This window comes from Mycobacterium sp. URHD0025 (genome assembly GCF_000426065.1).
Taxonomy (GTDB): Bacteria; Actinomycetota; Actinomycetes; order Mycobacteriales; family Mycobacteriaceae; genus Mycobacterium.
Window position 1 is genome coordinate 254,173 of record NZ_AUEQ01000009.1, and the last position, 13,306, is coordinate 267,478.

Consider the following 13,306-nt stretch of genomic DNA (forward strand, 5'->3'; position numbering starts at 1 on the left):
GGTCAGCCGCGATTCACGCGCCATCTCACCATTACGTCGCGCTTGAGCGCCGGACGGACGCCCGCGAGTGTACTAAGTTTGGCGGTCGGAGCACCTTGGTGCTGAAGAAAACAGTGCCGCAGCTCGGGTTCGAGGGAGGCCACGATGGCGCAGCCGGTGCAGTCGGCTGGCGGAACGATTTCGGTGCACACCACCGAACGCGGGCTGCCCGTCGCGTTACGCCTCGATCCGGTCGAGTTGAAGAAGCCGCCCGCCCAGCTGGCCGACGAGATCGTGGCGCTGTGCCGCTTGTCAGCGGCCCGCGCCCAGGTCGAACGCAGGCGCGAGCTGACCGAAAAGGGTTACAGCACAACGGTCATCGACCCGCTGCAGCTGGCGACCGAGGATGAGTTGGCCCGCGCCGAGGATGAGGTGCTCGGCGCGGAGGACGAGCTGCCGACCACCTGGGGCAGGTCGGTATGAGCGGTCTCGCCGACTCCCTCATCGGCCGCATCCGCAAGCAGCGTGACCTGGTGCAGGCCATGGATGAGCACTGCCAATCGATTTCGGCGCGCGTCACCAGCCGGGACGGGAATGTCAGTGCCGAGGTCGACGGCATGGGCGCCATGACCGGACTGTGGCTCGGGCCGGCCGCGCACAAGCTGGGTGCCGACGCCCTTGCCAAGCTCATCGTCGAAACCGCCGGTGCTGCGGCGCAGGTGGCGACGGCGCGCCAGCAGTTTCTGTCGCAGGAATTCGCTCAACGTCTGCAGGAGCTGAACCAGGCTCCTTTGACCCGTTGGGACGGGAGCGCTTTCGAACCTGAGCGGTGAGGGGCCACTGGGCAAACTACGTGCGCTCCGCCGCACCTGACCAATCGGTTGACCCCTGAGCTGCGAAGCCGTCCCCGCCATGGCCGCGCAATACCTACGTGAAGCGGTATTCCAGCAATTTTTGCTGTCGCGCTAATTACCAATACGAACGATCTACACGCATTATTTGCAGAAAATTCAGTTAGCTGCGGTCGGTCCGCACAGCTATAGTTTGTGGGTCTCGTGCCCACACAACGCCAGCTTCCAGCCGGAAAGGTATTAGCACGATGAGCGACATTTTCGCCGCGCAACCTTCAGGAATGGCTGCCTTTTCCGCCGCTAACGAGGCTGCCGCGTCGGCGATAACCACGGCCGGGTCCGCCGACTCAGCAGCGATGCTCATGTCGGCGGCAGCCGCACTCGGGCCCATCGGCGCTGTCTACCTCGCGGCATTCGGGCCAGCTCAAGCCAACAATCTGGCCGGTACGCTACTGGTCGGCGGGGTACACGCGGCCACCGGAGCCGCCACCGAATTGTCTCGCTCCGCCGTGCTGTCCAACGACAACTCCTAGGCCGGTCGCGCCATGCCAACAGTTTTGCCTCCCCAGCCGGTAACTCCGGTCGGTCAGCTAGCTCAGCAGGTTCCCGGCTACGACGCCACACCGGTCATCGCTGCTCAAGAACAGAATCTGCAAGATTTTCTGAATTTGCCAGTGCGACAAATTCTTGATCGTTTGGGTTTGCCACCAATTGGAGATCAAAAGCCGGGGGAAGAACCGCCGCCCGAGGGTCAACCCGAACAGCAGCCGCCCGCCAATCCCATGGATCCGAGCGCGTTGATCAGCCCGGTCACCGACGCGCTGAGCAGTCTGGGCAGCGGGTTGTTCGAAGGCGTCGATCCCACGACGATGCTGCAATCCATCTCCAAGATGTTCGACTCCACCGGCGGCTCGATGCAGAAGTCGGTCAGTTCGGCGGGCGATGCGTGGCAGGGCGCTTCGGGCACCGCCGCGGCCGCCAAGACCACCGCGGCGATTTCCGACGGCCAGGAGGTGGCTGCGCAGTCCGATGCGCTGAGCACGAGCTTGAACGCGGCTGCCGCCAACGTCGGCCAAGCCCGGGCGCGGCTGATCGCGATCATCACCGAGTTCGCCGCGACCATCGCGGCGATCGGACCCATGATCATCTTCCCGTGGGGCTGGGCGGCGGCAATTGCGGCCGCCAACAAGGCAATCGCCACCACCGCGGAAGTGATGACCGAACTGCAGACCTCACTGGCCACCCAGGCTGCCCAAGTCAGTGCGGCCGGTGCCCCGGTGGGCATCACCTCCGCCCCCGCGATGGGAGCCTCGTCGCTGGCCGACCTCGCGTCGCCGCTGATGTCGATGGCCACCAAAGGTGCCGAGGCCGGTGTGCAGGCCGGTACCGGTGCGGCCTCGGCGGCCAGTTCCGCCGCCGCGAATCCCGCCATCGATCCGGCCCTCGACCCCGCCGGGTCAGACCCCGCTGCGGCCGGTGGTGGCGCGGCGCTGGCTGCTGGAGCAGGAAAGGGTGGCGGGGGCGGCGGCGGAATCGGAGGCGGAGGCGGAACATTGGCCGCCCGCTCACTGCCGATGTCATCCATGCTCCAAGCTGAAACTGCCAGCGCCCCAGCACAGTCCGGGGCACCGCGAGTGGCCGGCGTCGGGTCGCCCGGGATGATGGGCGGCGCACCCATGGGTGCGATGGGCGCCGGACAGGGCGCGAACGCCTCGTCGAGCAACAACCACACGTCGGCGTCGTTTCTGCACACCACCGATCAAGGCAGCGAGATCGTCGGCGATCTCGGCACCGCGGCACCCCCGGTCCTCGGGGAGGCCGACCCGTATCAGACCCCGGACGTCGAACTCCGGATCTAGCCAGCCCGACAAGGAGAACCGTCATGGCCGACAACGCCGGCATGTCCATCCAGCCCGCAGAAGTCCAGGAGATCAGCCGTGAACTGGACGAGCTCGCCAACCGGGTGCAGCGGGTGATGACCGACGAGGCACCCAACCTCACGGTGACGCCGTCGGCCCGCGACGAGGTGTCTCAGCGAATCGCCCAGACGCTCAACGAGGTCCACACGTCGTTCGGTACCTCCACCGACCAAGGCGCCACCGAGATTCACGAGGTGGCGGCGACACTACGCGGCCACTCCTCCAACATCGCCGCCTCTGAGGACTTCGCCGGCTGACCAGACACCGCACCATCAGAGTTCTGTCGACGAGGGGAGGTTTCCGGGCGTGGGGTTCACCGACGTTGCGTGGGAGTCGCGCAGCACCGAGCAGCTGGCTCGCGACCTCACCGAAGGGCCCGGCCCGGCATCGGTCGGCGGTGCCGGCGCGGCCTGGATTCGGGTCGCCAACGAATTGGCAAATGTCTCTGCCGATTTCGACAAACTGGTGGCACGCTTGCGGACGGTCTGGGACAGCCAGGCTTCCACCGCGGCGGCCCAGCGCCTGGAAGAGTTCGGCAAGTGGTTGCAGGCCATCAGCCTGAGCGCGGCGGGCAATGGTCAGCGCGCTGAAGAAGCCGCGGTCGCCAACACGGTGGCGGTGCTGGCGATGCCCAGCGTGTCAGAGGCCATCGAGGCGAAGACCGCACAGGACATGATGGCGTCGCTGGCCGCGTACAACGGAGCCGTGCTGACCGGAACGTTCGCCGAGTTCGACGCGGCCGCCACCGCCGATCAGGCCAACGCCGCGGCAGTCATGCAGCAGTACGAGGAGGCAGCCGCTCCCCTGGCCCAGCCGTGGGAGCAGCCGCTGCCTCCGCAGGTGTCGAACGGCGGCGCGCTGAAAGCCGAACAGGGCGGCGAGGGCGCCGCAGGGGGTGGCGGCGGGTCGGCCGGTGGCGCGGCGGCGGTGCCACCGCCGCCGTTGATGCCCATGTTCGCACCGGGCGTCAAGTCGAGCAGTGACCCGAAGGGGTTGCAGAAGACCGGATTCTCGGGCACCGGCTCGTCCTCCGGCACCGGCATGGGCGGGACGCCCTACGCGCCGATGGGCGCCATGGGCCGCAACGACCAGCACCGTGATTACGAATCGGTACAACCCGCAGCGACGTTGGACGGGGCGGGTGAACCCGGCGCCGGGGTTTCCGACGCCGGGCAGGCGTGGTTACCCGCGGCACAGCAGAACGACGCACCGTTCACGGTGTCGAACGTCAGCTGGGGTCCCGATACCGCGGTGTTCGACGAACTCGCCGCACCCGAGGTGCCCGCGGGTGAGGGCTTCGCCGACGAACCGGAGCGCACGCTCGAGCAGGTGGACAACCGCTGGGTCACTCCCCCGGTGATCGGCGTCGACCGGGGACTGAGCCTATGACCGTATCCACGGGAGCGCCGCCGGCACCACAGTTCGTCCTCGCCGAGGACGAATTGCATGTCCTGGCAACGCGTCTCGGAGTCCAGGCGCTGCCACTGGTGCTGGATCTGCGCCCGCGACACCCTACCGAAACAGCACGGGCCGAAGCCGCCGACCGGGCCACCCAGAGCCTGGCCGAACGCGGCCTGATCGTGGCCGGGGAGGTCAGCGCCGAAGTCGCCGAATTGGTGCAGTCGCTGCAGCGGCCCGAGCGCGAGCTGGCGATGCGTTTGGTGACCCCCGACGGCCTGGCCCGCGTGACCGTCGTACGGTCTGGGACACAGTGCATTTCGGCCTGCCGAGTCGGCCGTGAGATCACCTTGCACATGGTCGCCGACGGCGCAGGCCTGCCCAGTGCCTCCCGGGCCCTGCTGCGTCAGCTCCCGGCCTCCGCAGCCGCCGAGATCAGCCCGGTGGGCGGGCCGCTCAGCGAGGTCAGCCAGGCATTGTCGGACACCCATGACGCCACGGTGTTGTCCGACCGCATCCGGGCGCTCGGAGCCGACGCCCGGTCCGCGATGATGCTGGGTTCGGCGTTGGCAGCCCGGCTGGCATTCGCCGAGATCGTCTACTACGCACTCGATGAGGATGCCGGCCGGATCTCGCGGTCCGCCGGCGCGGCCGGCGTCTTCTACACCAAACGTGGACGTCTCGTCGGCGCCCCCAGCGCCTCGCCCAGCGGCCAGTTGTGGACCACCCTGAAGCCGGGGTCGGACCACACGATCAAGCAGGCCATCGGCCAGCTTGTCGAGCTGTCCAGCTACAGATGGGGGGACCGCTAGATCCGCTCCGTGTTCACCAGCGAATTCTCAACCACCGTCCGGCGATTCACGCCGGGTATGACAAAGAGAGGTAAAGCATGACGCTTCATCTGACGCCTGCGGAAGCTCAGCAAAAGATCGAGAACATCGACAAACAGATGATGGATGTCCGGCGGCTGGCCACCCAGATCCTCGACCAGACCGAGGCGATGACGGCCAGTTCGTGGACGGGCGGCAAGGCGGCAAAGTTCCGCGGCATCATGACGCAGCACCACGAAGACTTCAACTACGTCATCAACAACCTGCAGCACATCGTCGACAAGGGAAAGTCAGACATCAACACCCTTGTCAGCCACGACGCCGACTAGACATCGAAAGGTTTGATCAATGGACACGGATAGCATTCGGTACCAGTACGGATCCAACTACGCGTCCCTGGACGACATTCAGGGTGCGACCAACAACGCGCAGGCGATGCGCGAAGAGGTAAGCCAGGTCTTCGCCGCCCTTCAGGGCGTGTACGAGGGCGAGGCCGCGGCGACACTGCACCAGAAGCAGGTTCAGATCCTGGAGCAGATGGACGCGATCCTCAACGAGATCACCCAGACCCGGTCCGGGGGCAATCAGTCGCAGGAAGACGCGGCGGCGCTCGACGCCCACCTCGCCGGCGGCTTCTAGGACGTGGTTTTGTTGGCGGGCTCGGTTGTCGGCTCCATCGCAACCGAGCCCGCTTGCTCGTCGCATATCCGCTGCCAGAAAGAAAGGGGCTCAACATGATTACTGACAAAGTGGCCCCGCTGCGCCACGACGTCGAGCCGTGGTTCATGAGCGGATTCGACTTCAGGTGCCTGTGTGAGGTGATAGGCCTCGATCGCCTTCCGTTTCCACTCGCGTATCGCAACAGCAAACAGCGGTACGAGGAAGAACTGGAGGCCGACAGACAGGTTGCGCTGGCGCGGCAGCGCGCCGGGATGACTGAGACGCGGCTACTCATACTCGACGCACTGCGCTCCCCGCTATTTCTGCTGCAGGGGTTCGGAGAGATCGAGGACGGCGCAGGGGCCAGGCTCTATCGTCTGTTCGGAGTGATCGGAGCGACGGGATACTGCGCGGTCATCACCCAGGATCCCAGTGCGCAGACGATCTTCGGCGACGACATCCAGATCATCGGGTGCGTGAACGTCGATTTTCCAAAGGTTGTTGTTGAGGCTTTGCCGGAGTACAAGCCCGGCCGTAGACCACGTAAAGACGGTCAGTTCGAGGACGAGACTCCCGCGCAGGTGCTGCGCGACTCGCGAATCACCGGTTCAATTCTGCTCTCCGGCTCCTCGGAATTCACCAGGGATTACACCCTGCGCAACGAGAACCATCTGACCCTGATCAACGTGGCTGACGACGGCGCGTACCTCGTGAACGAAGGCACCAGTTCGTTCCAGATCATTCCAGCCACCGTGCCTAACCTCCTGGCCGCCTTCAAGAAAATTGAGATTGCACAGCTCAGGGCCGTAGAAGATCGAATTGCCGCGGCAAGATCGGACCAAGAGTTCAATGGCATACCTTAGTGCGGTTTCGACGTATGTCCCCGGCGGCACAGACAGCCTCGGTCGGCCGACGCATCTCTCGACCTCGGCGACTGACATGCAGTCGGTTCACCAGATGGTGGAAGTCGCTGCGCGGCAGATCGATCCCGCCATGTTGTCAGCGGCGGCGGACAGCATGGCCGCTTCATTTCATTGCGGAACCCTCTATCAGGGCGAACACTTCTGGCCGATAACGAATTCACTCCAACAGGCGGTGCTGGGGAAGACCTCTGCCGGATCGGCAACAGAAATTCGGCAGTTCTGTTCTGGCGGCCTGTACGGCGTGATGCTCGCCGACGCGGTGCTGCAGGCGGGTTGGGCCGGCGACCACGCGATGGTGACTGGCGGTGACAGCCTCTTCTACTTCGACCGACACGAATATGCGGCCAGCCCGGCGACCGAGGGATCGCTGCTGGGCGACAGCGCATTCTGTGCAGTCTTGAACCGGCATGAAGGATTCGCCCAGATCGTTTCTACCGCGGCACGCTCGCACAATCCCTCGGCGGACATGATGCGGGCCCGAGTGGACCGAGGCGTCGACGACCCAACGTTTCCGACTCTGGCGGATTGGATTGCCCGATGGGAAGACTATCCGCGACGCGGCCCACGGACGTTGTCAGACAACGCGATGGATAGCTTCCGCATCGCCATCGACACCGTGACCGAGTGCTACGAACGCGTGGGCCTCACCCCGGAAGACATCGATTGGTTTGCCCCGTCTTTCATCGAGCCGCGACAGGTGACAGACGCACTCGCGAAGCACGCCCAACTCCAGCCGACGCCAGGCCTGCACGAATTCGCAGCACAGTTCGGGCATCTGACAGTCTCGGACTTCGGAGTGAATCTTGCCTATCTGATGAACCACGAGATCGCCAAGCCCGGCGATCTCGTGATGTTGTTCGCCGCCGGAAATTTCGTCAACTCGGCCGCGGTTCTGCTTCGAATCGTGAAGGAGGTGAAGCTGCCATTCAACACGTCGCCATCGGATTTCAGCACCACGCTAACGATCGCCGCAGAGGAGAACAATGACTAGTCCATTCAACGGCCTGGACGCCGCCACCGCTGACGGAAAACTCTACCTTCACCTCGAGCCGTCAGTCGTCGACGAACTCGAGAGAAACGCGTTCGATCCCTATGAACAGAAGTTGGACGCGATAGTCAAGAACGCCCTGGACGACACCACGGGCTACTTCGGAGCAAATGCGAACAACGACCTCGCGAAGGCCATGGAGAACGCCTTCAACGCCAAGGGAAAAGCGCTGACCGATTACGTCCGGGAGCAGCTGACCCAGACGCGCCAATTCGTGAAGACCGCACGTGACGCCGCGAATGCCCTGAAGGCACACGAGGCTGAATAGACATCGCAAGCAGGCTAGAAGGTAATACATAATGAGTGGCTTCGGGAATGAAATGGGCGCCATGTTCGGCGGCGAGATGACCAGCTCGTACACCCCTCGTTGGAACGAATCAGAGTGGAATACCCTGATGGGCGGGAGGCACCAGCCCGATAGTCAAGACGGCGAATTGAAAGATCAAACCGTCAATGCGATTCCCGATGTGTCCATCTCGAAGGAAACAACGCCACCGGATACCTCGAAGCTCGGCGAAATCAAGGGGCTGGATTCCGACCAAACTGTCGCGGATCAAGTGACGGCCGCGACCACCGGCGGCAAGAAAATCAACTGGGAGAGTTGGACCTTCAAAGAGCTTCGCGAAGAAGCGGCAGGGTTGAAGCTCAAGGAGATCGGAGATCTGGCGACGGCATGGACGACTCACGGGACCAACCTCAAGGAACATTCCGAGACCTTCAAGGACAAGGTCGGGAACGCGATAACCGGTAAGTGGTCCGGCGATAGCGCGACGGCGGCCGAAGCGGCATCCAAGCAAGTCACCAAGACTTCGATCTATGATTTCACGCCTTCGTCAGAGGAGATTTCCGACCGGCTCGGTGTACTCAAGGAAGCTTTCTCAACAGTTCAGGGAGACTTCCCGAAGTACGCGGACCACAAGCTGATCGACGACTTTGATACATACGACAAAAAGAAGCTCGATGACAAGGCGCACGAGTTCAATACGAAGTACCACTTCGATGAGGGAAATCACCTGAGGCTCGCCAACGGCCAGTACGTGGACGTGAACACCGCGGTCGACGAGAAGCACCGGATCGAACAATCGATCAGGGACTATCAGGACGCGGTACACCTCTTCAGCGGCACCTATCAGCCGGCTATCGAAGCGGTGGCACAGAACTTTCCCAACCTTCCTCCTTTACCCAACATGAAGTTCGAAGCTCCGACTGGGCCCGGTGGCCCGGGCGGGCCTGGTGGTACAACCCCATACACGCCGGGATCTGGCGGTGGCGGTGGCGGTCCGAAGATCGACACCCCGAAGTTCGACCCGTCGTCCATCGACAAGCCAAAGATCGACACCCCCAAGATCGACAAGCCGACCGGACTCGACCCCAATAAGCCTGGTGATCAAAACTCCACGACTGATCCCACCAAGGATGCCCTCGACAGCCTGACCGATCCGGTCAAGTCCGCGATCGACTCGGCCACCGGAGCTGCCAAGGATGCGGCCGGCCAGCTGGCCGATGCCATGAAGAACGCTGCCGGCCAAAACCCGCTGGGCCAGGGCCTCCAGGGTCCGCCCGAAGGTGTCCTCGGCCTCGGACCGCAAGGTCTCGGGGGCGCGGGAGCGGGCAAGGGCGCCGGTGGTGCAGGCGGCGGAGTCCCCTTGCGCGGCTTGCCAAGTGGCCTTCCGACCGGCACACCTGCGACCGCTGCGGCGAAAATGCCTGCCTCGGCGGCCGGCGCGGGAGCAGGCCTGGGCGCCGGGGCGGGCTCCCCCGGTGCGGGGGCCCCGGCCGCTGGCCAGCGCGCCGGTGATCAGAACGGCAAGGGGCACCAGGTCAACAAGGCGTTGCGCCGCAAGAAGAACGGCAAGGACGTCATCGGCGACGCCGAGGCGTCGGTGCCGGTAGTCGGCGCCGATGAGGAAGCCGCGCAGACCGAGAGCGTGCCGGTCGATCAGCCCGAATCTCGCCGCCGCATTCCGCAGCGCGGAACCACCTGGCAACCCGACTCGGCTGTGCAGCCCGGACCTGTGCGGCCCGCCCGTGGGTCGCAGGTCACGCCGGGTCGCTCGGAGTGACGGTCAGGGATTGTCCTGCTGTTCCAGGGCGTCGGCGGTGAGGTATAGGCCGTCGGCGTAGTAGTCGAGCAGGTCGGTCTTCGCGGTGATCGACCCGTCGACCCACTCCAGCTGCGCCTTATAGCCTTTGGCGCCGTCGGCGAACTGCTTGCCGATCTTGTCGTGCCCCCAGGCTTCGCCTTCACCGCTGAGCATCTGCATCAGCGCCGACTGCACGGCTTTCATATCGTTGCTGACCGAAGCGAGGTAGCGCGCAGTGCCGCGTAGCTCGGCCGGCGTGACGCCCAGCGGTACGGTCATCGCGCGCTCCTCACGGTGGGGTAGTCCCCGGGTTCTTCGTCGCCGTCTCCGTGTCGAACAGCCACCACCGTCGACAACAGATTCCTGATGTCGGGGGCTCCTTCGACGATGTCGGACAGCGAGGGCATCTGCTCCCGCCGCTGTGCCAGCGGGGCAAGCAATTGCGCCATCATCCGCTCGATGTCACGCGTCGCATCCTGGGCGGCGGCCGTGATGTACCCGCCGAGATCGCCGAGATCGTACTCATCCAAATAAGTTTCGCTGACCGCTGTGTGGATGACGATGCCGCGGGAGTCCACTGTCACCGTGACGGTGCCGTCGGCGCCGGTACCTGTCGCCGACAAAGCTGCCCGCTCCGCCTCTACAGCAGCCAGGTCCGCAAATTGCTCCTGCACGAGCGCGAGCGCATCGATGAGTTCATGCCGCGCCGTATCGTTGTCCATGCCTAGTCCCCATCCCCACCGCTCGCCGCCGCGGCTCCGCCGCCGTCCGCCGTCGACGCCCTGTTGCTGTGTGCCGCCGCTCGGCCCCGCACCCCACCGGTGACGGCAGTGGGCACCGAGCCGAGGACGGAAACAGGGTCGATCTCGCTGCCGGTGGCCAGTGCACCGGTGACCTTCTTCGACATGCCGGCGACGTATCCGACGGCCGCACCCTTGACCGCCGAATTGCCCAGTAGCCGCTGGCCGTAGATGCTGACCGTGCCCTGGGTGGCACCGCCGACGGAGTTGGCCAGCGCGACCACTCCCAGCCGGTCCCAATCGACACCGGTCTGATGCCCCTTGGACTGTTGGACCCCCTGGATGAACAGTTCCTGCCCCAGGGCTTCGGCCGCCTCGACGCCGGACTTCTTGATGATCCGGTGCACGGTGGTTTTCGTCATCGCCTTGCCCAGGTCGGTCATGACGTCCTTCATCAGCACGGCCACCATCCGGCGGATCGCGGCGGTGGTCGTCACCTCGATGAGCGGGATCTCGGCCGCCGATGCGCCGAATGTCACCGACGTCTGAGCCAGCGCCCACGAGATCTCGAACGCCGCGATGGCCAGGGAGGTCAAGATCTGCAGCTTGGTGTATTCGATGTTCTTGCCGGTACTCTCGGCGAGCTCACCGAGCGCCGCCATCGCATCGGCGAGTTTGTCGACCGTGGCATCACCGTCGAACAACATCGCGAACTGCTTGTCAGCGGCGCCGGCGGTCACTCCCTGCAGGACAGCACTGGTGCTGGCCCGCATCCGGTTCAGTTCGGGTATCAGATCTCTCAATTGTTCGGCACGATCGCCCCATTCACCGCCGATGCGGTACATGGCGTCCTCGTCACCTTTGGGCCATTGCGAGCCGACCAGGTAGGACACCCACTGTAAAGGGCCGGGAATCTGCAGGGTCACGCGATCCCCCATCGCCGAAAAGTTCCATGCAGCATCGCAATTCACGCTATTGCGCGTTACCGCACTCCGCCATTTCTGACGGCCTTGTTCGCCGAGAGTTCAGCTACTCGCCAGTTCTATGTCAGAAGGCCCGCCAAGCTGAGCTGGTTGGCGGCGGCGTAAATCTGTGCGTCCGGGCGGTCGGCGAAAATCGCCGCGACGTCGTCGACTGTGGCGGCGCGCTCGGTGGCGACCTCCAGCAGGGCCTGGCACCGATCGGTGGTTGCGGTCCCGGTCTGGCTCACCATCGCGGCCACGGTTGCCTCCGGCGTCCAGACGACCGGAATCGGGACGTCGAGCTCACCGGAGGTGTCAGTGGCACCGCGATACCACTGACCGTCGGCCCACCAGAAGCAGAAGCTCAGCAGTCCGTTGCGGTTTCGGGTGTTCAGCACCGAGTCGTTGACCCACGCGGGCGCTCCCCCGTAGAGATCGGGCAGCGGCCCGCCACCGTTGTAGGCGGCCTGCAGCAGCTCCGAATTCCATTTCCCGCCGGAGAGCACCGCGCGATCGCCCGGCAACAGGAACAACGTCGACCCGCTGCGGGCGTCGCTCTCGAACCAGGCGTAGCCGGGGTAAATACGAGGACCCCAGCCCGATCCGGTGCCGGTGTACGCCGCCGAGAGCACCGCCCAGCGCGCCAGCAGGTCGGGAAGCGGTGGGATCCGGTCGGTGGCAACGGGGGTGCGGCCGGCGGCCTGATCGGCGGCGGCGTCGGCGGCCGCCCGGGCGGCGTCGCGACCCTGCGCGTCGGGGCCGGCGGTGTAACCCGCGAGCCACACCGGCACCTGCGCGCGCGGATAGGCGTCGAGGTCGTTGCGGTAGTGCTCGGCCGCCACGATCTGGTCGTCCGGGAACGGCTCGTCGCCGTAGTCGTAGTCGACGGTCGTCTCACCACGGTTGTTGACGTTCAACAGCAGCCGCCACCACGGTCCGGCACTCATGCGGGCCGAGACCTCGCGTTGTTGGCGCACCAGGTCGGCGATCGACTGTGGGACCGGCACCAGGCCGGTGCGGTCCTGGGCCCAGAACTGCAGCTGGGCGATCTGCGATGTGACCGTGAAGGCGAACACCGCGGAGAATTCGTCCCATCCTTCCGGGCCGAGCTGAGCCAGCTGCTGCACGATCGAGTCGATGAGGCGAGACGCTTCCTCGGCGGTGGCGGCGTCGGCACCGCTCGGTGCGTCGCCCACTGGCGCGGGCGGCTCGTCGACGATGGTGAAGTCGGCGATCGCCGACGGGTCGTCGGCTGCCGCCAACCGGAACTGTCGCTCGAACTCGGCCATGAACGCCGCCTCGTCGGAGGCCGCGCCGCCCTGTTGCGCCGCACCGTTGGGCGCGGCAGCACCCTTCGGCGAGGCGGCACCATTGGGCGAGGCGGCACCGTTCGGGCTGCCTTCCCGTGCGGTGAACGCCTCGCGCGCCTGCTGCGGCGGGATCGACGACGACACCTCTTCGATGCGCCCGGAGTCACCCACCAGGAAGATGGACCGCCCGACCGGGATGTCCAGGAACGCCATCGGATCGCTGTCGTCGACCTCGACCGGTGCGTACACGCTCCAGCCCTTGTCGAACCGGTCAGCTGCCAGGCCTTCGGTCGGGTAGTCGAGGCCTCGGGACCTGATCCAGTCCGTGACCAACGAGATCGCCTGTGCCGCTTCCATTGCCCCCTACCTTCCCAGCTTCTGCTGTTCGGCTTCGATTTCGTCGGCCAGCGCCGAGCGCTCGGCCTGTTGGCGTGCCAGCAGCTCGGCGCTGAATGCCGCCCAGGCTGCGTCCTGTTCCGGCGTCATCTGAGCGTCGTGCACCTCGGACTCGACATCCGGGTGGTTCTCCAGGAACTGGTTGAACAGCGCACCCATCTCCCGGCTGTGCTTGCGGTTGAGCTCGATCCGTCGCGGGTCCATCT

18 protein-coding genes are annotated in these 13,306 nt (G+C 65.2%); 13 read left to right on the plus strand and 5 right to left on the minus strand.

Annotation, left to right across the window (positions count from 1 at the left end; translation table 11 throughout):
- Window positions 1-144: 144 nt before the first annotated feature.
- From H977_RS0113945 to H977_RS35290, 13 genes are all read left to right on the plus strand, one after another.
- Window positions 145-462 (plus strand): hypothetical protein, encoded by a 318-nt coding sequence (locus H977_RS0113945; RefSeq protein WP_029108450.1) that lies wholly within the window; start codon window positions 145-147, stop codon window positions 460-462.
- The gene (locus H977_RS33075) at window positions 459-812 is read left to right on the plus strand and encodes a YbaB/EbfC family nucleoid-associated protein (RefSeq protein WP_036475919.1); all 354 of its coding nucleotides are present in this window, start codon (window positions 459-461) and stop codon (window positions 810-812) included. The genes H977_RS0113945 and H977_RS33075 overlap by 4 nt, the downstream gene beginning before the upstream one ends.
- A 299-nt stretch (window positions 813-1,111) precedes the next feature.
- Window positions 1,112-1,363: a hypothetical protein gene (locus H977_RS0113955; RefSeq protein ID WP_231395949.1), complete on the plus strand. Its 252-nt coding sequence runs from the start codon at window positions 1,112-1,114 to the stop codon at window positions 1,361-1,363.
- A 168-nt stretch (window positions 1,364-1,531) separates the two neighbouring features.
- Entirely contained in the window at window positions 1,532-2,689 is a 1,158-nt protein-coding gene (locus H977_RS0113965) for a hypothetical protein (RefSeq protein ID WP_155946635.1), read from the plus strand.
- Window positions 2,690-2,712: 23 nt separating this feature from the next.
- The gene (locus H977_RS33080) at window positions 2,713-3,006 is read left to right on the plus strand and encodes a PE family protein (protein WP_036475920.1); all 294 of its coding nucleotides are present in this window, start codon (window positions 2,713-2,715) and stop codon (window positions 3,004-3,006) included.
- Window positions 3,007-3,055: 49 nt separating this feature from the next.
- The gene (locus tag H977_RS0113975) at window positions 3,056-4,138 is read left to right on the plus strand and encodes a PPE domain-containing protein (RefSeq protein WP_029108453.1); all 1,083 of its coding nucleotides are present in this window, start codon (window positions 3,056-3,058) and stop codon (window positions 4,136-4,138) included.
- Window positions 4,135-4,959, plus strand: a complete 825-nt coding sequence (locus tag H977_RS0113980) for an ESX secretion-associated protein EspG (RefSeq protein ID WP_029108454.1) — start codon at window positions 4,135-4,137, stop codon at window positions 4,957-4,959. The genes H977_RS0113975 and H977_RS0113980 overlap by 4 nt, the downstream gene beginning before the upstream one ends.
- 77 nt (window positions 4,960-5,036) lie before the next feature.
- On the plus strand, window positions 5,037-5,306 hold the full coding sequence (locus tag H977_RS0113985; RefSeq protein ID WP_029108455.1) for a WXG100 family type VII secretion target: 270 nt from the start codon (window positions 5,037-5,039) through the stop codon (window positions 5,304-5,306).
- A 19-nt stretch (window positions 5,307-5,325) separates the two neighbouring features.
- A complete protein-coding gene (locus tag H977_RS0113990; protein ID WP_029108456.1) occupies window positions 5,326-5,616 on the plus strand; it encodes a hypothetical protein in 291 nt (96 codons plus the stop codon).
- Between the two features lie 95 nt (window positions 5,617-5,711).
- Complete coding sequence (locus H977_RS0114000; RefSeq protein WP_155946636.1) at window positions 5,712-6,500, plus strand: hypothetical protein; 789 nt, start codon at window positions 5,712-5,714, stop codon at window positions 6,498-6,500.
- Between the two features lie 94 nt (window positions 6,501-6,594).
- Window positions 6,595-7,551: a 3-oxoacyl-[acyl-carrier-protein] synthase III C-terminal domain-containing protein gene (locus tag H977_RS0114005; protein ID WP_196808237.1), complete on the plus strand. Its 957-nt coding sequence runs from the start codon at window positions 6,595-6,597 to the stop codon at window positions 7,549-7,551.
- A complete protein-coding gene (locus H977_RS0114010; RefSeq protein ID WP_029108459.1) occupies window positions 7,544-7,876 on the plus strand; it encodes a hypothetical protein in 333 nt (110 codons plus the stop codon). The genes H977_RS0114005 and H977_RS0114010 overlap by 8 nt, the downstream gene beginning before the upstream one ends.
- Before the next feature lie 31 nt (window positions 7,877-7,907).
- On the plus strand, window positions 7,908-9,671 hold the full coding sequence (locus H977_RS35290; protein ID WP_155946637.1) for a hypothetical protein: 1,764 nt from the start codon (window positions 7,908-7,910) through the stop codon (window positions 9,669-9,671).
- Window positions 9,672-9,674: 3 nt separating this feature from the next.
- On the opposite strand, the gene H977_RS0114020 is transcribed toward H977_RS35290, so the two are convergent.
- From H977_RS0114020 to H977_RS34440, 5 genes are all read right to left on the minus strand, one after another.
- Entirely contained in the window at window positions 9,675-9,971 is a 297-nt protein-coding gene (locus tag H977_RS0114020) for a WXG100 family type VII secretion target (protein WP_029108460.1), read from the minus strand.
- Window positions 9,968-10,414, minus strand: coding sequence for a YbaB/EbfC family nucleoid-associated protein (locus H977_RS33090; RefSeq protein WP_051288838.1), 447 nt, complete (start codon window positions 10,412-10,414; stop codon window positions 9,968-9,970). The genes H977_RS0114020 and H977_RS33090 overlap by 4 nt, the downstream gene beginning before the upstream one ends.
- Before the next feature lie 2 nt (window positions 10,415-10,416).
- On the minus strand, window positions 10,417-11,370 hold the full coding sequence (locus H977_RS0114030; protein WP_029108461.1) for a WXG100-like domain-containing protein: 954 nt from the start codon (window positions 11,368-11,370) through the stop codon (window positions 10,417-10,419).
- Window positions 11,371-11,474: 104 nt separating this feature from the next.
- Window positions 11,475-13,061 (minus strand): hypothetical protein, encoded by a 1,587-nt coding sequence (locus H977_RS35830; RefSeq protein ID WP_051288839.1) that lies wholly within the window; start codon window positions 13,059-13,061, stop codon window positions 11,475-11,477.
- 6 nt (window positions 13,062-13,067) lie between these two features.
- Window positions 13,068-13,304, minus strand: a complete 237-nt coding sequence (locus H977_RS34440; protein ID WP_029108462.1) for an NADPH-dependent FMN reductase family protein — start codon at window positions 13,302-13,304, stop codon at window positions 13,068-13,070.
- Window positions 13,305-13,306: the final 2 nt, after the last annotated feature.

Excerpts from the sequence above, each read along its gene's own strand:
- H977_RS0113945 (WP_029108450.1), top strand. The coding sequence starts at position 145 with ATGGCGCAGCCGGTGCAGTCGGCTGGCGGAACGATTTCGGTGCACACC.
- H977_RS33075 (WP_036475919.1), top strand. The coding sequence starts at position 459 with ATGAGCGGTCTCGCCGACTCCCTCATCGGCCGCATCCGCAAGCAGCGT.
- H977_RS0113955 (WP_231395949.1), top strand. The coding sequence starts at position 1,112 with ATGGCTGCCTTTTCCGCCGCTAACGAGGCTGCCGCGTCGGCGATAACC.
- H977_RS33080 (WP_036475920.1), top strand. The coding sequence starts at position 2,713 with ATGGCCGACAACGCCGGCATGTCCATCCAGCCCGCAGAAGTCCAGGAG.
- H977_RS0113980 (WP_029108454.1), top strand. The coding sequence starts at position 4,135 with ATGACCGTATCCACGGGAGCGCCGCCGGCACCACAGTTCGTCCTCGCC.
- H977_RS0113985 (WP_029108455.1), top strand. The coding sequence starts at position 5,037 with ATGACGCTTCATCTGACGCCTGCGGAAGCTCAGCAAAAGATCGAGAAC.
- H977_RS0113990 (WP_029108456.1), top strand. The coding sequence starts at position 5,326 with ATGGACACGGATAGCATTCGGTACCAGTACGGATCCAACTACGCGTCC.
- H977_RS0114000 (WP_155946636.1), top strand. The coding sequence starts at position 5,712 with ATGATTACTGACAAAGTGGCCCCGCTGCGCCACGACGTCGAGCCGTGG.
- H977_RS0114005 (WP_196808237.1), top strand. The coding sequence starts at position 6,595 with ATGGTGGAAGTCGCTGCGCGGCAGATCGATCCCGCCATGTTGTCAGCG.
- H977_RS0114010 (WP_029108459.1), top strand. The coding sequence starts at position 7,544 with ATGACTAGTCCATTCAACGGCCTGGACGCCGCCACCGCTGACGGAAAA.
- H977_RS35290 (WP_155946637.1), top strand. The coding sequence starts at position 7,908 with ATGAGTGGCTTCGGGAATGAAATGGGCGCCATGTTCGGCGGCGAGATG.
- H977_RS0114020 (WP_029108460.1), bottom strand. The coding sequence starts at position 9,971 with ATGACCGTACCGCTGGGCGTCACGCCGGCCGAGCTACGCGGCACTGCG.
- H977_RS33090 (WP_051288838.1), bottom strand. The coding sequence starts at position 10,414 with ATGGACAACGATACGGCGCGGCATGAACTCATCGATGCGCTCGCGCTC.
- H977_RS0114030 (WP_029108461.1), bottom strand. The coding sequence starts at position 11,370 with ATGGGGGATCGCGTGACCCTGCAGATTCCCGGCCCTTTACAGTGGGTG.
- H977_RS35830 (WP_051288839.1), bottom strand. The coding sequence starts at position 13,061 with ATGGAAGCGGCACAGGCGATCTCGTTGGTCACGGACTGGATCAGGTCC.
- H977_RS34440 (WP_029108462.1), bottom strand. The coding sequence starts at position 13,304 with ATGGACCCGCGACGGATCGAGCTCAACCGCAAGCACAGCCGGGAGATG.